Raw genomic sequence first — 22,672 nt, 5'->3', positions numbered from 1 at the left:
CCCCATGTGCGGCATCGTCGGCATGGCCGGGCAAGGCCCGGTCAACCAGGAGATCTACGACGCGCTCCTCCTCCTTCAGCACCGCGGACAGGACTCCACGGGCATGGCCACCGCCGAGGCGAGCGGTGTCTTCCACATCCACAAGGCCCGCGGCCAGGTGCGCGAGGCGTTCCGCACGCGCGATATGCGGGCACTCCTCGGCGACATCGGCCTCGGCCATGTGCGCTACGCCACCAAGGGCACCGCGTCGAACGAAGAAGAGGCGCAGCCCTTCTACGTCAACGCCCCGTACGGCATCGTGCTGGTGCACAACGGCAACCTGACGAACACGCGCGAGCTCACCCGTGAGCTGTTCAGCAAGGACCGCCGTCACCTCAACACCAGCAGCGACACCGAGCTGCTGGTGAACATCCTGGGTTCCGAGCTGCAGTCCGAGATCACCGGACCCGATCTCGACCCCGCGCAGGTCTTCCGCGCGGTCGCCCGCGTGCACGAGCGCGTCGAGGGCTCCTACGCCTCCATCGCCCTCATCGCCGGCTACGGACTCCTCGCCTTCCGCGACCCGTTCGGCATCCGTCCCCTCATCCTCGGCAAGCGCCCCGCCGCCGACGTGCCGGGCGGCGAGCCGCGCGACGAGTTCATCGTGGCATCCGAGTCGCTCGTGCTCGAGAACGCCGGCTTCGAGGTCGTGCGCGACATCGAGCCCGGCGAGGCGGTGTTCGTCGCCCTCGACGGCACGCTCCACGCCCAGCAGTGCGCGCCGAACGCGACGCTGGCCCCGTGCTCGTTCGAGTACGTCTACCTGGCTCGCCCCGACTCCGTGATGAACGGCGTCTCGGTGTACGAGACGCGCTTGCGCATGGGCGAGCGTCTCGCCGACACGGTCGCGAAGTACACCCCCGCGGGGTCCATCGACGTGGTCATGCCGATCCCCGACTCCGCCCGCCCGGCGGCGATGCAGGTGGCCCGCAAGCTCGGAATCGAGTACCGCGAGGGCTTCTACAAGAACCGCTACGTCGGCCGGACCTTCATCATGCCCGGGCAGGCAGTGCGCAAGAAGAGCGTGCGCCAGAAGCTCAACGCGATGTCGACCGAGTTCCAGGGCAAGAACGTGCTGCTCGTCGACGACTCGATCGTCCGCGGCACCACGAGCCGCGAGATCATCCAGATGGCGCGGGATGCCGGCGCGCTCAGCGTGACGTTCGCGTCGGCCGCGCCGCCCGTGCGGTACCCGCACGTGTACGGAATCAACATGCCCTCGCGCCACGAGCTCGTCGCGCACGACCGCACGATCCCCGAGATCGCCGCGGAGCTCGGGTGCGACTACCTGGTGTACCAGGAGGTCGACGACCTGAAGGCCGCGATCATGGAGGGCACCGACCTGGTCGACCTCGACATGAGCTGCTTCGACGGCCGCTACGTCACGGGAACCGTGTCGGAGGAGTACCTCGCCTGGGTCGAGGGCAGCCAGGAGTCTTGACCCGCCGCGCGGCGGGAAATGTCGCGCTCGCCGCGGCCGCCGTCGTGCTGCTCGCGTTGACGCTGCGCATCGCGGTGGCGTCGCTGTCACCCCTGCTGACGGTGATCGGCCGCGACTTCGAGGTGCCCGCCGCGGTCGTCGGGCTCATCGGCATGGCGCCGCCCGTCGCGTTCGCCCTGTCGGGCATGGTGACGCCGGCGATCGAGCGACGTCTCGGTCTGGAGCGCACGGTGCTCGTCGCCGCGATCGTCGGCGCCGTGATGCTGGCGCTGCGCGCGGCCGCCGTCGACGCCTGGACGCTGCTGGCGGCCACCGCAGGTGTCTTTGCCGCCGTAGGGGTGGCGAACGTGCTGCTGCCCACCGTGGTGAAGAAGTACTTCCCCGAGCGCATCGGACTCATGACCACCGTGTACTCGACCACGATGGCCGTGGCGACGTTCACGCCGCCGCTCGTGGCCGTGCCCCTCGCTGAGGCGGTCGGCTGGCGGGGGTCGTTCGTGACGTGGGCGGCCGTGGCGGTGGTCGCGGTGGTGCCGTGGATCGCGATGAGTGTGCGCGCCCGTGCCTCGCGCTCCGACATCGTCGCGCAACCCCGGGCGTCGGTGCTGTCGCGCATCGTGCGGGTGCCGCAGACCTGGGCGCTGGTGATCACGTTCGGCGTGAACTCCGCCGTCGCGTACGGGATGTTCGCGTGGCTGCCGCTGATCCTCATCGACGACGCCGGGGTGGATGCCGCCGAGGCGGGCGGTCTGCTCGCCCTGTTCGCGTTCATGGGGCTTCCGGTCTCGCTGCTGGTGCCCGTGCTCGTGGCGCGCCTCGGGCGGACGACCCCGTTCTACGCGGTGGCGATCCTCGGCGGGCTGACGGGGATCGTCGGTCTTCTCGTGGCGCCCGCGGCGGCGACCGCACTGTGGGTGGTGCTCATCGGCATCCCGCCCCTCATGTTCCCGCTCGCCCTCGTGCTGTTCGGGCTGCGCACGCGCTCGCACGAGACCGCCGTCGCGGTCAGCGCCTTCGTGCAGAGCACGGGCTACGCCTTCGCGGCGCTCATGCCCCTCGCGATCGGGGTGACGCACGAGCTGACCGGCGGATGGACGGCGGGGCTCCTCGTGCTCGGCGCGGCATTGCTGCTCGTCGTTCCCGCCGCGATCGTCATGGCCAGACGGGAGTCGGTCGAGGCGGCGTGGGAGAGGCGCACGGGGCATCGCTGGTGACATCGCTGCCGCCGGGGAGCGGCGAAAGGCGTAGTGCGGGTGGAGCTACCTTCCGCATGCCCCTCGACGTGACGTGAGCGGGCCCACCGGAGTCGGTCGTTCTCTGAACTTGCCCGGCCCGCGCCACATGGAGCCGACGTCCTCACGCTTCACCTTAAGGTGAACACGCCACGCCCGTTGGTCTTCACCTTAAGGTGAACTCCCGCCTTTGCATCCCCTGTAGCGGGCGACATCGACGTCGAGGGCGCGCGACCCGGAGAAGTGACCGGCTTACAGTGCACAGCGGTTCGTGCACATCTGCGAACCACTGACTTCGGGAGTGTTCATGCCACAGCTCAGCAACCAGAATCCGACCGCATCATCGTCGGGCATTCCTCGACGGGCGGTCCTCGGGGCGTCGGCGGTCGCCGTTCCCGCCATCGTGATGACCGCGTCGTCGCCCGCGGTGGCGGCGTCGGGCCAGGCGATGTCTATCGTGCTGTCTCCCTCGTCTGTGGTGGCCGGGGGCACCTCGTCGGTGGTCGTGACGGTCAAGAGCGCGGCGGGCGCTGCGGTGGCCGGACAGGCGGTCACGCTGTCGGCGGTGGCGGGGGTGTCGTTCTCGCCGGCGACCGGCGTGACGCAGTCCGACGGCACTTTCCGCTCGACGCTCACGGTCGCCTCGACGCGTGCGGCCGGGACGGTCACCATATCGGCGGTCGTCAGTGGGGCCAACGCGAGCGCGGCCCTGTTGGTCAAGACCGTGGCCGTGGCCGTGGTGGTCTCGCCGTCGTCGTCCGTGCGGGGCGATTCCGCGACGGTGACGGCGACGGTGAAGGACTCCAGCGGTGCCGTTCTGGCGGGTCGCGCGGTGACGTTGTCGACCTCGAGATCCGGCGTGTCGTTCGCGGCGGCGAGTGGGACGACGAACGCGTCGGGACAGTTCTCGACCACGGTGAGGTCGACCACGGCGACCGCGGCGGGAGTGGCGACGCTCACGGCTTCGTCGTCGGGGGCTTCGGGCAACGCGTCGTGGACGATGCTCGGGGTGAGGGTGGCGGTGGCGGTTTCACCGTCGTCGATCGGCGCGGGCGGGGCTTCCACCGTGACGGCGACGGTGACGGACTCCAACGGTGCCCCGTTGGCGAATCGGACCGTGTCATGGGGGACCACGTACAGCAAAGTGGGTCTCAAAAACGCCAGCGGAACAACGAACGCGGCGGGGCAGGTCCAGACGACGCTGCAGACGCGAGGCAACACGCCGGTCGGCGCAGGAACGGTGTCGGCGTCCAGTCTGGGCGCGTCGGGAAGCGGCGCCTTTACGGTGTCGACACCGACCTTGGCCATTTCCGCACCCCCGGAGATCGGGGCCGGCGGCAACGCCACGATCAGTCTGTCGGGCTGGCCCGGGCGCGATGTCACGGTCACGAACAGCGGATCCGGTATCGGTTACCCCAACGGGCCCACCGCGATCTTCGCCGCCAACGGCTCTGCCAGCGTCGTCGTGAGTGTGAGCAACGCGGCCGTCCCGTCGGTGACCTTCACCGCGACCTCGTGGGGTCTGGTGGCGTCCACCACGGCGCGCGTCGGCCCGGCTGGTTCGGCGGGAGCCGGCGGCACCCGACTCGACCTGGCGACGTTCACTGACGGGATCAAGCCGTCGAGGAACCAGGTCGTCGACGCGCTCCTGTTCGATGTTCTGACCGCCAGCGGGACGATCGTGCCTTCGAACCAATATCAGGTTCTCGTTCCGAACAGCGCACCGAGCGGGTTCGGATGGTTTGCCCTGAATGCCAGAGCCGGTGGAGGTGGGCTCACGGGCGGCTTCCGGGCGGTCTCTGCCGGACAGTGGCTGGTCGGATCCGGGGCGGCCAATGAGTTCTCCGAGACTTTGGCGTTGCGCCGGCTCGACGGCGCAGCCTTCAACAATCGGAGCGTTCCGACCGGATCGGGCTCGGACTACATCACGGCCAAGTCGCGCACGGGGGCAGCATTCTCGTACAGCCCCGCGATCGGCCTCTTCGCCTTCGCGTCGGGCGGCGCACAGTACGTTCGCTTCGAGTCCCGGGTCGCGTGGGTGTGATGCGCGCGTCCCGCTGAACAACAGGACACCGCTGGCCGCACTCTTCCCGGAAGGGAGAGTGCGGCCAGCGGTGTTCTGTCGCTCAGCGGTGTTCTGTCGCTCGCGTGATTGTGCGCACGGCCGCGGGAGTGCCGCAACGGCAAGACAGATCGACTACGCCACAAATGTCGACCGTTGCCGAGGTGCCGGGATAACTCACCGGACACCCCCGCGTCGGTGCTCAGGTATGAGGAAAGAGAGCTACGCCTTCTTGTCTTCGTACTCGTCGTTGTACTGGTCGGCCCACTTGTCGACGTACGCGTCTTCACCCGGAGCGGGGGCACCCAGTTCGCGCTCGAGAGCCGAGTAGTTCACCGAATAGGTGTCGTACTTCAGCTCACGGGCGATCTTGGTGTGCTTCGCCTTCTGACGGCCACGCCCCATGCGAGACCCCCTCACGATCGACGTGCAGGGCCGCGCTGTGCCCTGCGTATTGCGGTTCCGGACCGAGCCGGTAAGAGTAACACCCAGGATATCACGGCGCATTCCGGCTGCGCCGTCGTACGGCGTCTGCTGGGCCCGGCCGGCGAGAGGAGCACCCATGACCGACCAGCCCCACCACGCCCCCACGGGACCGGTGATCGCCGGCGTCGTTCCCGGGCAATCGCCCCGGGTTGTGCGGGAAGCCGCTCGGCAGGCGGCACTCGCACACGTCGACCTCGTCGTCGTGCACGTCGACACCACCCGATTCGTCGCCTTCGAAGACCCTGACGGCTACGTGCACCCCTCCTCCGGCGACGTCGCCGGAGCGGCATCCAGAGCCGCCCTCGACGACGTGCGACGATCCACCGCAGAGGTCCTGGGGGGTGACGCGGTCGCGTGGAGCGTCCGACAGGAGATCGGCGATCCGGCGCTCGCGCTGATCAAGCTCGCTGATGAGATCCACGCGTCTGTGCTGGTGGTGGGCACGCGAAAGCGCGGTCTGGGTGAGTCGCTGCGAGAGTTCCTCACCGGGTCTGTCGCCGCCCGGCTGAGTCACCGCCAGCGCCGACCGGTCCTCGTCGTCCCGCAGGACGACCCGGTCGGCGCCGACGATCAGCTCCCGTGGGAGTGACGCCTCAGCCGCGCATCGCGCGGGTCACCGCTTCGGACGCCTGACGCAGCGCCGCCTCGATCTCGTCGACCCCGGATGCCGCGAGCTCGCCGCCGCGGGTGACGTGCGACCGCAGTTCCGACCGCACGCGGCCGCGGAACTCGTTGATGGCGGCGTCAGCGCGCGAGAGCTGTTCGCGGCTGCGGACACGGGGATCGTCGGCCGGCGTGGTGTGCGCCTGTTCCCGTTCCTCGCGGGATGCGGCGGCGAGATCGGCGCGCAGGCTCCGCATGGCATCCCGTACGCTTCCGCGCACCTCGTCGGCGATGAGGCGGACGCTGTCGGCCAGACCCGCCTGGATGCCCTCGAGATCGCCGGTGCGGTTCGCGACCTCGGCGCGTCCGGCATCCGTGATCTCGTAGACGGTCTTGCGGCCGTCGACGGTCTTGGTGACCAGGCCCTCTTCCTCGAGCTTGGAGAGCCGGGGATAGATCGTGCCGGCCGAGGGCGAATATGTGCCGCCGGTGCGTTCGGTGAGAGCCTGCATCAGGTCGTAACCGTGGCGCGGCGCCTCATCGAGCAGGCTGAGGATGTACAGGCGCAGGTCGCCGTGCGAGAAGACGGGGCTCATCACCACTCCTCCTCTCCGGCGAGTTCCTCGGGGCGCAGGCCCGAGATGCCGCGTCGCAGAACCGTGATCTCGCCCGAGACGGTGTTGGCGCGCACGTCGACGAACGACCCCGCGAGGGCACCGGTCGAGCCGGTGTAGTTGGTGGGGCCTTTGCCCGAGCGCACCTGACCGTCGATCTGCACGCGGCCGCTGACCGAACGCGAGACGTAGTTGGCCGGAAGCGAGCGGTCGAGCCGCACGGTGGCCGTGCCGCTGACCGAGTTGAGGCTGATCGACTGGGTGGTTCCACCGGAGTCGACGAGCATCGCGCCCGACACCGTGTCGATCGACGCCTTGGTGATGCGGCCCGTGGCCGCGACGTCGCCCGAGACGCTGTTGGCGCTCAGAGCGCCGTCGAGCTCGCGCACCTGCACGTCGCCCGAGACGGCGTTGAGGTCGACGTCGCCGACGAGGCCGTCGACCATGATGTCGCCCGAGACGGTGTTCAGGCGCACGTCGGTGCGAAGGCCCGCCACGAGCGCGCTCGCGCTGACGACGCCGAGGGTCAGGGCGACGGTACGGGGGACGGCGACGCTGACCTCGGCCTTGGGGCCGCCGGCGCCGAAGTTGCGGAACACCTCGAGGAAGTTATCCCAGCGCAGCTGGGGGTGGTCGATCTCGAGGCGGCCGTCGACGACCTCGATGCGAAGGTCTTTGACGGTGACGCCGTGTACTTCGATGCGCGTGTCGGGCTCATCGTGGGCGATGACGTCGACCTGTCCGCCGACGAGGCCGATCTTGAGTTCGCGTACGGCATCGAGGTCGATGACGCGCGTCTCTCCGGGATGGATGATCCATTTCTCCATGGCTGGGGCTCCTCACTCGCGATATATCGCGTTAAGACGAGTATCGCGATATATCGCGTTCGCGTCAACCTCTCGGAAATGTGAGGTGGCTGTGTCTCCGCCCGGGGCGGACCGATGGCATCGATGGCTCGAACCTCGCCGATCCGGTGCGTTGTCAACCCCGCGCGCCCGCGGTCGTTGCCGCCCGTAGCGTCGTGATTCCGACGGAAGGAGACGGTCATGCCCCGAGGACGTGGATCCGGCAGTCTGAAGGACCCCGAACTCTACGAGGAGCTGCGCAAGCAGGGCGACTCGAAGGAGAAGGCGGCCCGCATCTCGAACGCCGCCGCAGCGGAGGGCCGTGAGGCGATCGGCGAGAAGGGCGGCCACGCCGAGGACTACGAGGACCGCACCGTCGACGAGCTGAAGAAGCGCGCGAGAGAACTGGGCATCACCGGATACTCGGGCAAGAAGAAGGCGGAGCTGATCGACCTGCTCCGAAACCACTGACGCGATGCCTCGCCTCATCCGCGTCCGGCCGTACGAAGACCCGGGCTACCGCCGGGTGCGGTCGGGCTCGGGCTTCCGTTACGTCGACCACACCGGCGCGGCCGTGCCCGAGCGCGACGCCGAGCGTGCGCGCGGGCTGGTCATCCCCCCGGCGTGGCGCGAGGTGTGGATCGCCACGACGGCGAACGCGCACATCCAGGCGGTCGGCACCGACGAGGCGGGGCGGCGGCAGTACACGTACCACGCCGACTGGTCGAAACGGCAGGACAAGGGCAAGTTCGCCCGCGCGTTGCAGCTGGCCGAGGCGCTGCCGCGGGCTCGTGCGCGGGTGACGCAGTCGTTGCGCCGCGCCGAGGCCGACCGGGAGCGGGTGCTGGCCGTGTCTTTCCGCTTCCTCGACCTCGTGGCCCCTCGCGTGGGCAACGCGCGCTATTTCGTCACCAACGGCAGCCGCGGGCTGACGACGCTGCAGAGGCGCGACGCGATCGTCGAGGGTGACCTCGTGCGGTTGTCGTTCCCGGCCAAGAGCGGCAAGCGCGCCGAGCTGTCTCTGCGTGATGCGGAGTTGGCATCCATCGTCGAGGAGCTCGCCCTCGGGCGCTCGCGCGCCGCGCTGCTGAGTTACAAGCGGGGTCGCCGCCGCGTGCCGCTGACACCGGGCGACGTCAACGCCTACGTTCGCTCGCTCACGGGCGGGCCGTTCAGCGCGAAAGACTTCCGGACGCTGCGGGGGACGATCCTCGCCGCCGAATCGCTCGCCCGGGTCGGCGCGACAGGGGGCAAGAACGAGCGCAAGAAGGCGGAGGTGGCCGCCGTCCGCGCCACCGCCGAGGCGCTCGGCAACACTCCCGCCGTCGCCCGCGCGAGCTACATCGACCCCCGGGTGTTCGCGTTGTACCGCAAGGGCCGCACGATGGATCTCGGAGGATCGAAGGATGCCGCGATCCGACGCCTGATCCTGGGGGAGTGATCGCGCGCACCAGGTTGGGGCCCGGCGGCCGCTGCGGGTGCAACCTCCGTGATGTGCGCAAACTCTGTTGGCATGCGTGTTCTGGGGCTGAGGTTGTGCGAATCGCCGACTCTGTGCGGGGTGTGGGCGGTACGGGTGCATCCTCCGTGATCTGCGCACCCTCAGTCGGCATCCGAGCTTCGGAACGGACGTCGTGCAGATCGATGACCTCGAGCGGACGCCCGGCTCGCGGGGGTCGACGGCGCGAGGCGGCGTAGGGTGGCGCGGTGAAGATGTGGCGCGACGTCGTTCTCGTCGCCATGGGCGGCGCGATCGGCACCGCGCTGCGCGCGGGCATCACCCTCGCGGTCGGTGACGACCTGGGACCCGCTCTCGTGCCGCTCATCAACGTCGTGGGGGCGTTTGCGATCGGCATCCTGTTCGGGTGGAGATCCCGGATGCCGGCATCCTCTCGTGCGCAGCGCGTACAGCTCTTCTTCGGCACCGGCGTGCTCGGCGGGTTCACGACCTACAGTGCGCTGGCCGTCGAGGCCGCCGAGCCGGGCCTGCTGTGGTGGGGCATCGGTTCGGTGGTGCTCGGCACGGGTGCGGCCTGGGGCGGCCTGGTGCTCGGCCGCGGCGGGCGGCGGCAGCGATGACCCCCCTCGTCTTCGTCGTCGTGGCCATCGCCGGGGGTGTGGGCGCAGCGCTGCGGTTCCTGCTCGACACCGCGGTGCGGCGCGGGACCGGCGACCGGTTTCCGTGGGGCATCCTCGTCGTCAACATCACGGGCGCCTTCGCGCTCGGCATCCTGAGCATGCTCCCCGCCGAGGAGGCCTGGCGATGGATCGTCGGCACGGGCCTGCTCGGCGGGTACACGACGTTCAGCGCGGTCGCGGTGACCACGGTGCTTCTCGCCGAGGAGGGGCGGACCGCGACCGCGACGAACTACGCGGCGGTGTCCTTCGCGGGGTCGTTGTTCGCGGCCGCGGCGGGATTGGCGCTCGGGTCGCTGTTCTGACCGGCCCCAGTCCCGCCGACGGGCTCAGCGACTGGGGGTGCGGTGGGCCGGTCATCTCGACGGACTCAGGACCGCGCCGCACCCCGCGGTGACGAGCGGCGGAGTCGGAGGAGCCGAAACACGACTGCTATCCGGTCGTCGTCGTGTGGAAACACCCCGTGGTTCTACTGGTCTGCATGGACAACGTCTCAGCGCTTGCACCGGTGGACCGTGACCGGGTGTCGACCCGTGTCAGCCTAGCTCTCCTCGGCGTCCGCAGCGACGCTCCCGTGCGGCGCACGGGTGGGGCGGGTCCCAGCGACGACGGGCACTTCGTCGTCGACGGCGAGGGAGCGGCGATCCCCCTCAACCCGAACAGTCCGTACGTCATCACGGCCGCGGGTCGTCTCACCCGGGACGGTGCCGACCTCGGCTTCGACGTCGCCCCCGTCGTGCGGCCGCGCTTCTACGACCTGAAGACCGCCGAGGGCGTGGCGTACGACCAGATCGCGAAGCTCCACGGCAAGAACGTGCTGGCCACGACAGTCGTGCAGACCTGCGTGCGCTACGACGAGAGCGAGCGGTGCCGATTCTGCGCGATCGAGGCGTCGCTCGACGCCGGCATGACGATCGCGGTGAAGACACCCGCGATGCTGGCCGAGGTGGCCGAGGCCGCCGTGCGGCTCGACGGTGTGACCCACATGGTCATGACGACCGGCACCTCCAACGGCTGGGATCGGGGCGCGAAGCACCTCGCCCGCTGTGTGCGTGCGGTGAAGGCGGCGGTGCCGCAGCTCGAGATCCAGGTGCAATGCGAGCCCCCCGCTGACCTGCAGGCCATCACCGACCTGTACGACGCGGGCTCGCGGTCCATCGGCATCCATGTCGAATCGATGGACGACGAGGTGCGCCGCAGATGGATGCCGGGGAAGTCCCGCGTGAGCATGGATGAGTATCGCGCCGCATGGCGTGAAGCGGTGCGGGTATTCGGCTGGAACCAGGTGTCGACCTATCTCATCGTCGGCATGGGTGAAGACCCCGACGAGGCGGTCGAGGGGGCGCGCGAGCTCATCGAGATGGGGGTCTACCCCTTCGTGGTGCCGTTCCGGCCGCTGAAGGGCACGCTCGCCACCGATGTCGACAAGGTGCCGGCGCCGCACCGTGCGGTCGTCGACGACATCACCTCGCGGGTGGCGGGCCTGCTGCACGCGGCGGGGATGCGCGGCGAAGATCAACGCGCCGGCTGCGCCGCGTGCGGGGCGTGCAGCATCCTCAAGACGGCAGGTGCATGATGTTCGACGTGCCGGTGCTGACCGGTTCGCGCCCGCGGACGGAGCCGCTGGCGTGGGAGATCCGCGTCGCCGACCCGATGCAGGTGGGCGCGTACCGGTTGATCCGCCGCGACGTGTTCGTGCGCGAGCAGGGCCTGTTCGCGGGACGAGACGACGACGACGTCGACGATGATCCCCGCACGGTCGTGCTGGTTGCGGTGGCAGCCTCCGGTGACGTTCTCGGCGGCGTTCGTCTGGCTCCGGCGACGCCCCGCGACATCGGGTGGTGGACCGGCAGTCGGCTCGCGGTGCGTCGCGATGCCCGCAATGCCGGCGGGATCGGTTCCGCTCTCGTGCGCGCCGCGTGCCGCGAGGCCGTCCAGCGGGGTGTGGTGCGGTTCGAAGCCACCGTCCAGGAGCGCAACGAGCCGCTCTTTCGTCACCTGGGGTGGGAACGGTGGGGCGATACGACCGTCGCTGGTGCTCCGCACGTGCGGATGCGGTGGCCCGTCGACAGGTTCGCCGCGCTCGTGGCCGCGACGAAGCAACCACTGGGTTCTCTCTTGTCGGGCATCCGCGACGACCATCCCGAGGGCCTCGGCGGCCCCGGTTGGGTCGGTGACGACGGCGCGCTCATCGCCGGCACCGACGTCGTGGTCGCCACCGACGCGATCCTGCCCGCACTCATCGACAGAGACCCCGAGTGGGCCGGGTGGTGCGGCGTACTGGTGAACGTCAACGACCTGTCCGCGATGGGCGCGCGTGCCGTCGGACTGATGGATGCCGTGTCGGCGCCGACCGCGTCGGCCGTTCGCCGGATCGTGTCGGGGTTTCGCAGCGCCGCCGTGGCGTGGGGCGTGCCCATCCTCGGCGGTCACACGCAGTGGGGTGGAGCGTCGTCACTCGCGGTGACCGCCCTCGGGCGCACCGAGCATCCCGTGGCCGGCGGCGGAGGTCGACCGGGGCAGACGCTCGGGCTCACCGTCGACCTGCACGGACGATGGCGGCGCGGCTTCGAGGGCCGCCAGTGGGATTCGACGTCGACCCGCGCCGGCGCCGAGCTGCGCCACCTCGCGGGACTCGTGCCCGAGCAGCGCCCCGCAGCGGCGAAAGACGTGAGCATGGCCGGCATCGTCGGCACCGCCGCGATGCTCGCCGAGGCTTCGGGCGCGGGGGCCCGTATCGACGTGGCCGAGGTTCCCGCCCCGCAGGGCGTCGGGTTCGGTGACTGGCTGACCTGCTTCCCCGGCTTCGGCATGGTGACCGCCGGGACCGCGACCCTCGCCTCGCCGCTCGCGAGCTCGGCGACCATCGGAGAGCTCACCACGGGCTCCGGCGTCGTGCTGCGCTGGCCCGACGGCGTCGAGACCTCTGTCGTCGCCGCCGGTGCCACCGGACTCGGCAAGGCGTAACGCAACCTCATTCCGGACGAAACCAATCCGAAACACCCGGACGCGAACCTGGTAACCAGACACGCGCTCCATCCCCGGCTCCACCCGACGCGAAGGACACGAACATGACCACCGACCTCGACGCCCAGATCGCGGAGAACATCGCCGCATCCCTCGGCGAGATCCCGCACCCCTCGCTCCCCAAGGGCAGCAACATCTACGGCTCCACCAAGCTGTTCCCCGACTTCCAGGCCGAGAACGGTGAGTCGTACTTCACGCTCATCCACGGCATCCCGCACGAGTCGTCGGTGAGCTTCGTCGCGATCCTGCAGGCGACCCGAGCCCTCCGTAAGGGCTTCGAGTCGGCCATCTACCTGTACGGCCCCGGCACCCTCGCGGCCGCCGCGAACCGCGGCTTCCCCACCACGGGAGATGCGGGCTTCCCCGGCGAGCTGAACATGAACAACTCCCTCGAGACCTTCATCAAGGAGGGTGGCACGGTCTACTGCTGCCGCTTCGGCCTGGCGCTGCACGGCATCCGCGAAGAGGACATCATCGAGGGCGTCATCCCCGCGCACCCGCTGGATGTGCAGGACGCGGTCATCTACTACGCGCGCAAGGGCGCGATCATCAACTCCGTCTACAACCTCTGAGGCTCGCCATGTCGATCACCGTTGCCTCCGTCTCGGCCAACTTCACGCGAGACCTGGAGCAGAACTACGCGCTCATCGCCGATCTGGTGGCCGAGGCGCGGGCCGTGGGGGTGTCGTTCCTGGCGTTCCCCGAAGCCGCGATCGGCGGCTACCTCTCGTCGCTCGGCAACCACGGCGACACCATCAAGACGACCACGCGCTCGATGCCGCCGGCGATCCGCCTCGACGGCCCCGAGATCGCCCGGGTGCAGGAACTCGCGGGCGACATGGTGCTCACCATCGGGTTCTGCGAGCTCGCCGACGACGGGGAGACGCGGTACAACGCCGCGGTCTGCCTGGACGGAGAGAACATCTACGGCTCGTACCGCAAGGTGCACCAGCCGCTGGGCGAGAACATGTCGTACTCGGCGGGGGACACCTACCGCGCGTTCGACACCCCCGTCGGCCGGGTCGGGATGCAGATCTGCTACGACAAGGCGTTCCCCGAGGCCGCGCGCATGCTCGCCCTCGACGGCGCCGAAATCGTCGTGAGCATGTCGGCGTGGCCGGCCGCGCGTACGGCGACCGCCGAGAACCTGCAGGACGACCGGTGGACGTACCGGTTCAACCAATTCGACATCGCGCGCGCCCTCGACAATCAGGTGTTCTGGCTGGCATCCAATCAGTCGGGCACCTTCGGGTCGCTCCGTTATGTCGGCAACGCGAAGGTGGTCGACCCCGGCGGCAACGTCCTTGCGACGACGCTGCTGGGCACCGGCCTGGCGATCGCCGAGATCGACGTCGCCGAGACCTTCCGTGCGATGCGCGGCGGCATGTTCCACCTTCGCGATCGGCGCCCCGACGTGTACGGCCCGGTCGCTGCCTCCACCGGCGCGCACGTCGAGGCGTGGAGGGAGCTCGCTCATGCCTGAGATGCGCTTCGCCGTCCGCTGGCCCGACGGCGCCGAGTCCTCGCACTACTCACCCAGCCTCGTCATGCACGACTACCTCTCGACGGGCGCTCGATACGGCGTCGCCGAGTTCGTCGCGCGCGCCGGTGAGGCGCTGGATGCCGCGGGCGAACGCGTGCGCGCCGCATACGGCTTCGCCTGCACCTCGGCCATGGCATCCCGAGACGAGATCGTGCGGACGGCGGCGGCCTATTCCGACGGGGAGGTCGTCGTGCTGCGCATGGAGCCGCCCCTGCCGGTGGGGGCGTCATGATCCCCGTCGAGCTGCGCCCGGGCGACCACTACCCGGCCGTGATCGTGGGCGGGGGCCAGGCCGGACTCTCGGTGAGCTGGCACCTCGAGCGCGCGGGGGTGCGGCACGTTGTGATCGAACGCGAATCGGCGGCGCACGAGTGGCGCGACGGACGGTGGGACAACTTCACCCTCGTCACCCCCAACTGGCAGTGCCGACTGCCCGGTTACCCCTACGACGGTCCCGACCCCGACGGGTTCATGACCCGCGACGAGGTGTACGCCTGGGTGCGCGGCTACGCCGACACGTTCGACGCCCCACTCGCCGAGGGCGTCGAGGTGCACCGGGTCGATCGCCGGGACGACGGGGTGTTCGTCGTCACGACCAGCGCCGGGGTCATCACGGCCGACACCGTGACCTCGGCCACCGGCGGGTACCACCGCCCGATCACGCCGTCGTGGGCCGCCGACATCCCCGATCGCGTCGTGCAGATGCACTCGCACCACTATCGCAACGCCGGACAATTGCCCGGCTCGGTGCTCGTCGTGGGCACCGGACAATCCGGTACCCAGATCGCCGAGGACCTCCACCTCGAGGGGCGGCAGGTGCACCTGGCCGTGGGGCGGGCGCCGCGCGTGGCACGGTTCTACCGGGGGCGCGACTGCATGACGTGGCTCGCCGACATGGGCGTGTACGACGTGCCCGCGGGGGTGCAGGCCGCGGCCAAGCGCGCCGCGACCAACCACTACGTCACCGGGCGCGACGGGGGGCGGGACATCGACCTGCGCGTGTTCGCGACGCAGGGGATGCGGCTGCACGGGCGGGCGACGGGCATCTCGCAAGGCGTGCTCGCCTTCGACGACACGTTGGCCGCCCACCTCGACCACGCCGATTTGGTCGCCGAGTCGATCAAGGACGACATCGACGCCTACATCGCACGCGCGGGAATGGACGCCCCCGTCGAACCCCGCCGCGCTCCCGTGTGGACGCCTCCGTCCGGTCCCACGCAACTCGACCTCGCCGAGGTGGATGCCGTCGTGTGGGCGATCGGCTTCCGCGCGGACTGGTCGTGGCTGGGCGAACTCGACGTGCTCGACGCGAACGGACACCCGGTGCACGAGCGCGGAGCGACGGCGGTGCCGGGCTTCTCGTTCGTCGGCCTCCCGTGGCTGCACACGTGGGGGTCGGGGCGGTTCCACGCGATCGCCAGGGACGCCGAGCACGTCGCCGAACAGGTCGTCACGGCGTCGCAGGGAGCCCTCGCGGTGGGCTGAGTGGCCACCGCGTACTCTCGAGAAATGGCATCCGTCACGATGGCTGCGGTGGCGGCCCACTTCGGGCGCGACGTCGAGCGCACGCTCGCGAAGCTCCCCGGTATCGTCGAGGACGCCCGCGGACGCGGGACCGATCTGCTCGTGCTCCCGGATGCCACCATCGGCGGCTATCTGCTCGACCTGCACCACCCGGTCGAAGAGGGCGACGGCATCCCCCACGCGGTCGAGATCGACGGCCCCGAGGTGGCGGCGATCGTCGCCCTCGCCGGCGACATGACAGTGTGCTTCGGCATTGCCGAGCGAGCGGTCGAGGGCGGCGAGGAGCGCCGCTACAACACGGCGCTCTGCGTCACCGGCGACGGTGTGCTGGGCGTGCATCGCAAGGTGCACCTGCCGCTGGGGGAGTCGGAGGTCTACGCCCCCGGCGACGACTTCCGCGCGTTCGACACCCCCGTGGGGCGCATCGGCATGCTCATCGACTTCGACAAGACCTTCCCCGAGGCCGCGCGTTCGGTCGCCCTCGACGGTGCGCAGATCATCGCGTGCCTGAGCGCGTGGCCGGCCAGCGTCACCGACCGATCCGACCGCATCCGCAACGACCGCCAGGCCCACCTCTTCGACCTCTACGACTGCGCGCGCGCCGCCGAGAATCAGGTGTACCTCGTGTCATCGAACCAGACCGGCGTGCTCGGCGGCCTGCGCTTCCTCGGCCAGGCCAAGGTCGTCGATCCGGCAGGCGAGATCGTCGCCAAGACGTGGGCGAAGGGCGGGCTGGCCGTCGCCGAAGCCGACGTCTCGGCCGACATCGTCCGCGCCCGACGCTCCCTCAACCACCTCGCCCAGCGCGCCGAACACGCCTACCGGCTGAGCGCCCCGGCGTAGATCGCGCGGCGAGGGCTCCGCGGAAAGGACGACCATGCGCATCGCGCAGCTGACCTACTCGACGAAGCCCCGCGGCGGGGTCGTGCACACCCTCGCACTCGCCGAGGCGCTCGCGACGCGCGGCCACGAGGTCGAGGTGTGGACCCTGGGGCGCGGCGACGACACCGCCTTCTTCCGCCCCGTCGACCCGCGCGTGCGCGTGCGGGTCGTGCCCTTCCCGTCGCTCGACGGTGAGGGGGTGGGGCAGCGCATCGAGCGCTCCATCGAGCTGATGGCCGCAGCCCTCGACGCGGATGCCGACATCGTCCACGCGCAGGACTGCATCTCGGCGAACGCGGCGCTGCGTCGTGGCATCCCGGTCGTCCGCACGATCCACCACCTCGACACCTTCACGACGCCGCAGCTCGTGGCGTGCCACGACCGAGCCGTCATCGAGCCGGTGGCCCGGCTGTGCGTGTCGCGGGCGGTGTCGCGTGAGGTCGAGCAGGCGTACGGGGTGCGTCCCGAGGTCATCGCCAACGGGGTGGATGCCGAGCGCTTCGGCGGGGCATCCGAACCCTCGGCGGCGGGTGCGCGCGAGCGGTGGCGGACGCAGCTGGGCGACTACGTGCTGGCGCTGGGCGGCATCGAACCGCGCAAGGGCTCGATCGATCTGCTCGACGCGTTCGCGCTCGTTCGTGATGCCCATCCGGACGTGCGCCTGGTGTTCGGCGGAGGCGAGACCCTGTTCGACTACCGCGAGTACCGTGAGCGGTTCGAGGCCCGCGCGGTCGAGCTCGGCATCCATCCGACCGTGCTGGGCCCGGTCGACGACGATGCGCTGCCCGCGCTCGTGGCCGCAGCGCGTGTCCTGGCGTTCGTCTCGACCAAAGAGGGTTTCGGGCTCGCCGCCATGGAGGCCCTGGCGGCCTCGACGCCCGTGGTCGCGCGCGACCTGCCGGTGATCCGCGAGGTGTTCGGCGATGCGGTGCTGTACGCGTCGACTCCCGCCGAGATCGCCGCGCGGCTCGACGAGGTGCTGCGCGGCGCCGCCCAGACGGATACGGCCGGCGGGGTCGCCCTCGCCCGGGCGCACACGTGGGATCGCGCCGCCCGCGCGCACGAGGAGTTCTACGCCCACGTGCCGCAGAGGACCGCGCGATGACGGAGCGCACGTTCTCGGCGATCCTCGCGGAACGTGCGGCGGCCGATGCCGGCGAGCCCCTCATCGTCGATGCGGCGGGGGTCATGACAGCGTCCGAACTGGATGCCGCGGCTACGGCGCTCGCGCACGAACTCCTCGCCCAGGGGGTCGATCACGACGACACGGTGGCGGTGTCGCTGCCGAACGGGCGGGATTTCGTCGTCGCGTGCTTCGGTATCTGGCGCGCGGGGGCGACGCCGCAACCGTTGTCGACCGACCTCACCGTGTCCGAGCGGGCGGAGCTCGAGCAGATCGCGCCGCCCGCAGCGGCGATCGGAGCGCCCGCTGTGTCGACCGGCGCCGCGTGGCTATCCGATGTGAACGTCGCGCCCCGCGAGGGGGTGCTGCCCGACACGGCGGCCACGTGCTGGAAAGCTCCGGCCACCTCGGGCTCCACCGGGCGCCCCAAGATCGTGCGGGCGACAGCCCCCGCCACCCTCGACCCCTCGCGGGCCGTCGCCGCCTTCCTGCCGCAGAAGGCCACGCAGATCGTCGCGGGCCCCCTGTGGCACTCCGCGGTGTTCACGTACGCCTTCCGCGGCCTGCTGACCGGCCACCGGCTCGTCATCCTCGACCGGTTCGACCCCGCCCGCTGGGTCGCCGCCGTCGAGGAGCACCGAGCCACCTGGGGGCTGCTCGTTCCGACCATGATGGCGCGGCTCCTGCGTCTTCCTCCGGCGGAACGGGCGGTCGAGCGGATCGCGAGCATCGAGCGGGTCCTGCACATGGGAGCGCCGTGCGCTCCCGCGCTCAAGCGGGCGTTTCTCGACTGGCTCGGGCCGGAGCGCGTCGACGAGGTGTACGCCGGCAGCGAGTCGAACGGCCTCACGCACATCACCGGAACGCAGTGGCTCGCGCGGCCCGGCAGTGTCGGACGACCGATCGGCGGAACCCGCATCCGCATCCGCGATCGCGCCGGCGGCGATCTGCCGGCGGGCGAGAACGGCCTGGTGTGGATGCGGCGTGGCGAAAGCGCCGCGTACGCGTACGTCGGTGCGGCCTCGCGGCGCGACGACGAGGGGTGGGACACGCTCGGCGATATCGGACATGTGGATGCCGAGGGCCACCTGTTCCTGCACGACCGCGCCGACGATCTCATCAACCGCGGCGGCGACAAGATCGCGCCGGCCGTCGTCGAGGCGGTGCTGGAGGCCCATCCGCACGTTGAAGAGGCGGTGGCTTTCGGGATGGCCGACGCCGAGTGGGGCCAGGTGGTGCACGCCGCGGTGCGGCCGGTCTGCGACGAGCTCGACGTGGAGGCACTGCGCGCGTTCGCGCGTGAGCGCCTCGGTTCACGAGCGCCCGCCGCCGTGCACGTCGTGTCGCGGGCGCTGCGCAACGACGCGGGCAAGGTGCGCCGAGCCGCGCTCGCGCGCCGGTTCGCGCCGCCCGGGGACTGATCCACAGCGGCGGTGCTTCCCGGCCCGCTCACCGACGCGCATGGGATACTTGTCCCGATACATCTCTGTATCGAATCTCGACCCCCGAAGGGTGCTCCGTGTCGTATCTGGCCGTGCTGAGCCTGAAGAACCGCGCCCTCATCGCCCTGGTCACCATCGTGGCGGCGATCTTCGGCGGCCTGGCCCTGACCAGTCTCAAGCAAGAGCTCATCCCCTCGATCGAGTTTCCCCAGCTCGCCGTCGTCACCACCTACCCCGGGGCCTCGCCCGAGGTGGTCGAGGCCGACGTGTCCACGCCCATCGAGAACGCCATCCGGGGTGTCGAGGGGCTCGAATCCACGACGGCGACCAGCACGACGAACTCCTCGATCGTGTCGGCGTCGTTCACCTACGGCACCGATCTCGCGGCGGCCCAGCAGAAGATCCTGGCCGCCATCGCCCGCATCGACGACCAGCTCCCCGAGTCGGCCGACACCACCGTCGCCTCCGCCAGCATCGACGACTTCCCCGTCATCCAGCTCGCCGTCACGGGCTTCTCCGACGCCCAGGCCACGCAGTCGGTGCTGCAGACGAGCGTCATCCCCGACCTCGAAGACGTCGCGGGCGTCAACGGCGCCCAGATCGTCGGCGGCACCGGTCAGCGCGTGACGATCACCCCCGACTCCTCCCAACTGGGCGAGCGGGGCTTCAGCCAGCAGGCGATCACCGACGCCCTGGATGCCAACGGCATCCTCTTCCCCGGAGGCTCTTTGACCGAGGGCGATCAGACGCTCACGGTGCAGACCGGCGCCAAGATCACGAGCGTCGACGAGATCGCCGCGCTCCCGCTCGTGCCCACCGACCAGGCGCAGTTCCAGGCGGGGCAGACCACGATCGGCGATGTCGCGGCGGTCGAGCTGCAGTCCGACCCCGTCTCGACCCTCTCGCGCGTCGACGGGCAGCCGGCGCTGACCATCGCCGTCACCAAGCTCCCCGCCGCCAACACCGTCGACGTCTCGCGCGGCGTGCTCGCGGTGCTGCCCACGCTCGAATCCGCGCTCGGTCAGGGCGCGACCTTCACCGTCGTCTTCGATCAGGCGCCGTTCGTCCAGCAGTCGATCGACGCCCTCGCGCAGGAGGGCCTGCTCGGTCTCGTCTTCGCGGTCGTGGTCATCTTGGTGTTCCTGATGTCTGTGCGCTCGACGCTGGTCACCGCCATCTCGATCCCGACCAGCGTGCTCATCACCTTCGTCGGGCTCCAGGCCTTCGGCTACTCGCTGAACATCCTCACCCTCGGCGCCCTCACCATCGCGATCGGCCGCGTCGTCGACGACTCCATCGTCGTCATCGAGAACATCAAGCGGCACTACGTCGGCGACGCCGAGAAGATCCCCACCATCATCCGCGCGGTGCGCGAAGTGGCGGCCGCCATCACGGCGTCCACGATCACCTCGGTCGCGGTGTTCCTGCCGATCGCCTTCGTGGGCGACGTCACCGGCGAGCTGTTCCGCCCCTTCTCCCTGACGGTGACGATCGCGATGGCGGCGTCGCTGCTGGTGTCGTTGACCATCGTGCCCGTACTCGCATCGTGGTTCCTCAAGCCCGGAAAGGTGATCCGGGATGCCGCGGGCAACCCGGTCGACCCCGAAGCCGCCGATGCTCCGCCCACGCGCCTGCAGAAGGCGTATGTGCCGGTGCTGAGTTGGACGCTGAAGCACTCGTGGGTGACCCTGACCCTGGCGGTGCTCGTGCTCGGCGGCACGCTGGCGTCGGTTCCGCTGTTGAAGACCGACTTCCTCGGGGATTCCGGCCAGAACACCTTCACCGTCACGCAGAAGATCGGCGCAGCTCCCAGCCTCGATGCCGAAGACGCGGCGGCACAGCAGGTCGAGGCCGTGCTGCTGGAGACCCCGGGCGTGCAGACGGTGCAGACCTCCATCGGCTCGAGCGGCTCGGCGCTGCGCGATGCCTTCTCGGGTGGGGGGACGGGCATCACGTACTCGATCACCTCGGAGTCCGGCGCCGATCAGGTGGAGCTGCGCGAACGCGTGCGCACCGAACTCGAGGGCCTCACCGACGCCGGTGAGATCGAGGTGCGCGCGGCCGGCGGCGGGTTCGGCTCGACCGACATCACCGTCGACGTCACCGCTCCCGACTCCCAATCGTTGCAGCAGGCGAGCGACGCCGTGGTCGCGGGCCTCGAGGGTCAGGACGGCATCGGTCAGGTGACCAGCAGCCTGTCGGCATCCCTGCCCTTCGTCTCGGTGCGCGTCGATCGTGACGCCGCCGCCGAGCGCGGCCTGTCGGAACGCGCCGTGGGCGCACTGGTGTCGGGCGCGCAGCAGCCGCGACAGGCGGGCACGGTCGAGCTCGACGGACGCGGCGTGACCGTGTACCTCGCCACGGCCAACCCTCCCCAGACGATCGACGACCTTCGCGCGCTCGAGATCCCCAGCGCCCAGGGTGCTGTGCGCCTCGACGAGATCGCCACGGTCGACGAGAGTCAGACGCCCCCCTCGATCACGACCGCGCGGGGGCTGCGCACGGCATCCATCACCGTCACACCCACCTCCGACGACCTCGGCAGCTCCTCGGGCACCGTCACCGACGCGCTCGCAGGACTGTCGCTGCCCGACGGGGCGACGGCGAAGGTCGGGGGTGTGGTCACCGACCAGCAGGACGCATTCGCGCAACTCGGGTTGGCTCTGCTGGCGGCCATCCTCATCGTCTACGTGGTGATGGTGGCCACCTTCAAGTCGCTGCGTCAGCCGCTCGAACTGCTCGTGTCGGTGCCGTTCGCCGCAACCGGCGCGATCGTGATGCTGCTCATCACGGGCGTTCCGCTGGGTGTCGCCGGCATGATCGGCGCGCTGATGCTCGTCGGCATCGTCGTCACCAACGCCATCGTGCTCATCGACCTCGTGAACCAGTACCGCGCCCGCGGTCTGAGCGTGCACGACGCGACGATCGTGGGAGGCGCCCGTCGTCTGCGGCCCATCCTGATGACCGCCCTCGCGGCGATCTTCGCCCTGGTGCCGATGGCGCTGGGGATCACCGGACACGGAGGCTTCATCTCTCAGCCGCTCGCGGTCGTGGTGATCGGCGGGCTCGTCTCGTCGACGTTCCTGACGCTGCTGGTGCTGCCGACGCTCTACAACCTCATCGAAGGGGCGAGCGAGCGACGTCGGGAGCGTCGGGCCGCGCGCGTCGGAGACGAGCGGCAGCCATTAGACGCCGGCGACCATCCGGTGACCCGTCGCGAGCTCCGCGCGCAGCACTGACGGGGCCTCGTCGGAGGCCGCGGCGCCGTCGAGGGGACGACACCCGAGGTGGGACCTCGCCGAGCGTCGACCCGTGATGCAATACGGACGCGACGCTGCGCGGATCCGTCGGCCGGCTGGGCGCGACGGTGCGAGTGCCCGTCCCGCCTGCGACCGTCCGCCGGGCGGCGCGGTCGCCGTCGAGGGACGGAAGGCGACGGGCGGCGAGGGCGATCGGGGAGGGCGAAACCCGCGGCACGTCGGTGGAGCGACGGTCGCCGCGGTGCCGACGGTCGACCGCCGCGCGAGAGGATGCGGGGGACGCGGTGAGCCGAGGGCGGCGGGCGACCGACCGCGTGATGCTCCCGACGGCCAGCCGGAGGCGTCGACCGGCGAACGGTCGGCGGGGGCGGCGACGCGGGCCGCACGCGATGCCGGGGTGGTCGGCGTCTGCG

The 22,672-nt window shown here is 70.4% G+C and carries 21 protein-coding genes and 1 pseudogene; 19 read left to right on the top strand and 3 right to left on the bottom strand.

The window, feature by feature from the left end; translation table 11 throughout:
• The first annotated feature begins 4 nt into the window (after window positions 1-4).
• The 4 genes and pseudogenes from purF (at window position 5) to ASF76_RS17560 (ending at window position 4,756) form a co-directional block, all read left to right on the top strand.
• Window positions 5-1,480, top strand: coding sequence for an amidophosphoribosyltransferase (gene purF / locus ASF76_RS15570; protein WP_055959619.1), 1,476 nt, complete (start codon window positions 5-7; stop codon window positions 1,478-1,480).
• On the top strand, window positions 1,477-2,694 hold the full coding sequence (locus ASF76_RS15565; RefSeq protein ID WP_055959617.1) for an MFS transporter: 1,218 nt from the start codon (window positions 1,477-1,479) through the stop codon (window positions 2,692-2,694). The genes purF and ASF76_RS15565 overlap by 4 nt, the downstream gene beginning before the upstream one ends.
• Window positions 2,695-3,019: 325 nt before the next feature.
• A pseudogene (locus ASF76_RS17745) lies at window positions 3,020-3,634 on the top strand (Ig-like domain-containing protein); the annotation flags it as partial.
• A 144-nt stretch (window positions 3,635-3,778) separates the two neighbouring features.
• Complete coding sequence (locus tag ASF76_RS17560; protein ID WP_156459281.1) at window positions 3,779-4,756, top strand: Ig-like domain-containing protein; 978 nt, start codon at window positions 3,779-3,781, stop codon at window positions 4,754-4,756.
• Window positions 4,757-4,996: 240 nt separating this feature from the next.
• On the opposite strand, the gene ASF76_RS15550 is transcribed toward ASF76_RS17560, so the two are convergent.
• Window positions 4,997-5,179 (bottom strand): DUF3073 domain-containing protein, encoded by a 183-nt coding sequence (locus ASF76_RS15550; protein ID WP_055959610.1) that lies wholly within the window; start codon window positions 5,177-5,179, stop codon window positions 4,997-4,999.
• 157 nt (window positions 5,180-5,336) lie between these two features.
• Between ASF76_RS15550 and ASF76_RS15545 the strand changes: the two genes are divergently transcribed.
• Window positions 5,337-5,849 carry a universal stress protein gene (locus ASF76_RS15545; RefSeq protein ID WP_055959607.1) on the top strand — a complete coding sequence of 171 codons (513 nt, stop codon included), beginning with the start codon at window positions 5,337-5,339 and terminating at the stop codon, window positions 5,847-5,849.
• A 4-nt stretch (window positions 5,850-5,853) separates the two neighbouring features.
• Here the strand turns inward: ASF76_RS15545 and ASF76_RS15540 are convergent, their stop codons facing one another.
• Together ASF76_RS15540 and ASF76_RS15535 are read right to left on the bottom strand one after the other, a co-directional pair.
• The gene (locus ASF76_RS15540) at window positions 5,854-6,459 is read right to left on the bottom strand and encodes a PadR family transcriptional regulator (RefSeq protein WP_055959606.1); all 606 of its coding nucleotides are present in this window, start codon (window positions 6,457-6,459) and stop codon (window positions 5,854-5,856) included.
• A complete protein-coding gene (locus ASF76_RS15535) occupies window positions 6,459-7,304 on the bottom strand; it encodes a DUF4097 family beta strand repeat-containing protein (protein ID WP_055959604.1) in 846 nt (281 codons plus the stop codon). The genes ASF76_RS15540 and ASF76_RS15535 overlap by 1 nt, the downstream gene beginning before the upstream one ends.
• Window positions 7,305-7,523: 219 nt before the next feature.
• Between ASF76_RS15535 and ASF76_RS15530 the strand changes: the two genes are divergently transcribed.
• The 14 genes from ASF76_RS15530 (at window position 7,524) to ASF76_RS15465 (ending at window position 22,238) form a co-directional block, all read left to right on the top strand.
• Window positions 7,524-7,793 (top strand): DUF7218 family protein, encoded by a 270-nt coding sequence (locus ASF76_RS15530; protein WP_055959602.1) that lies wholly within the window; start codon window positions 7,524-7,526, stop codon window positions 7,791-7,793.
• 4 nt (window positions 7,794-7,797) lie between these two features.
• A complete protein-coding gene (locus tag ASF76_RS15525; protein ID WP_055959600.1) occupies window positions 7,798-8,763 on the top strand; it encodes a DNA topoisomerase IB in 966 nt (321 codons plus the stop codon).
• A 272-nt stretch (window positions 8,764-9,035) separates the two neighbouring features.
• Window positions 9,036-9,401 (top strand): fluoride efflux transporter FluC, encoded by a 366-nt coding sequence (locus ASF76_RS15520; protein ID WP_055960253.1) that lies wholly within the window; start codon window positions 9,036-9,038, stop codon window positions 9,399-9,401.
• The gene (locus tag ASF76_RS15515; protein ID WP_055959598.1) at window positions 9,398-9,763 is read left to right on the top strand and encodes a fluoride efflux transporter FluC; all 366 of its coding nucleotides are present in this window, start codon (window positions 9,398-9,400) and stop codon (window positions 9,761-9,763) included. The genes ASF76_RS15520 and ASF76_RS15515 overlap by 4 nt, the downstream gene beginning before the upstream one ends.
• A gap of 176 nt (window positions 9,764-9,939) precedes the next feature.
• Window positions 9,940-11,034 carry an MSMEG_0568 family radical SAM protein gene (locus tag ASF76_RS15510; protein WP_055959596.1) on the top strand — a complete coding sequence of 365 codons (1,095 nt, stop codon included), beginning with the start codon at window positions 9,940-9,942 and terminating at the stop codon, window positions 11,032-11,034.
• Window positions 11,031-12,425, top strand: coding sequence for an MSMEG_0567/sll0787 family protein (locus tag ASF76_RS15505; protein ID WP_156459280.1), 1,395 nt, complete (start codon window positions 11,031-11,033; stop codon window positions 12,423-12,425). The genes ASF76_RS15510 and ASF76_RS15505 overlap by 4 nt, the downstream gene beginning before the upstream one ends.
• 104 nt (window positions 12,426-12,529) lie before the next feature.
• Complete coding sequence (locus ASF76_RS15500; RefSeq protein WP_055959592.1) at window positions 12,530-13,057, top strand: MSMEG_0572/Sll0783 family nitrogen starvation response protein; 528 nt, start codon at window positions 12,530-12,532, stop codon at window positions 13,055-13,057.
• 8 nt (window positions 13,058-13,065) lie between these two features.
• Window positions 13,066-13,968, top strand: coding sequence for a carbon-nitrogen hydrolase family protein (locus tag ASF76_RS15495; protein ID WP_055959590.1), 903 nt, complete (start codon window positions 13,066-13,068; stop codon window positions 13,966-13,968).
• Window positions 13,961-14,260, top strand: a complete 300-nt coding sequence (locus tag ASF76_RS15490; protein WP_055959587.1) for an MSMEG_0570 family nitrogen starvation response protein — start codon at window positions 13,961-13,963, stop codon at window positions 14,258-14,260. The genes ASF76_RS15495 and ASF76_RS15490 overlap by 8 nt, the downstream gene beginning before the upstream one ends.
• Window positions 14,257-15,513, top strand: coding sequence for an MSMEG_0569 family flavin-dependent oxidoreductase (locus ASF76_RS15485; protein WP_055959585.1), 1,257 nt, complete (start codon window positions 14,257-14,259; stop codon window positions 15,511-15,513). Before ASF76_RS15490 ends, ASF76_RS15485 begins: the two co-directional genes overlap by 4 nt.
• Before the next feature lie 24 nt (window positions 15,514-15,537).
• Window positions 15,538-16,395, top strand: a complete 858-nt coding sequence (locus ASF76_RS15480; protein ID WP_055959583.1) for a carbon-nitrogen hydrolase family protein — start codon at window positions 15,538-15,540, stop codon at window positions 16,393-16,395.
• Between the two features lie 34 nt (window positions 16,396-16,429).
• Window positions 16,430-17,539 (top strand): MSMEG_0565 family glycosyltransferase, encoded by a 1,110-nt coding sequence (locus ASF76_RS15475; RefSeq protein ID WP_055959581.1) that lies wholly within the window; start codon window positions 16,430-16,432, stop codon window positions 17,537-17,539.
• Window positions 17,536-18,978: an AMP-binding protein gene (locus tag ASF76_RS15470; protein WP_055959579.1), complete on the top strand. Its 1,443-nt coding sequence runs from the start codon at window positions 17,536-17,538 to the stop codon at window positions 18,976-18,978. Before ASF76_RS15475 ends, ASF76_RS15470 begins: the two co-directional genes overlap by 4 nt.
• A 98-nt stretch (window positions 18,979-19,076) precedes the next feature.
• Window positions 19,077-22,238 (top strand): efflux RND transporter permease subunit, encoded by a 3,162-nt coding sequence (locus ASF76_RS15465; RefSeq protein WP_055959576.1) that lies wholly within the window; start codon window positions 19,077-19,079, stop codon window positions 22,236-22,238.
• The last annotated feature ends 434 nt before the right edge of the window (window positions 22,239-22,672 follow it).

Source organism: Microbacterium sp. Leaf151, from assembly GCF_001424225.1.
In the GTDB taxonomy this organism is placed as follows: Bacteria; Actinomycetota; Actinomycetes; order Actinomycetales; family Microbacteriaceae; genus Microbacterium.
This window is presented reverse-complemented; position numbering and strand designations above follow the sequence as displayed.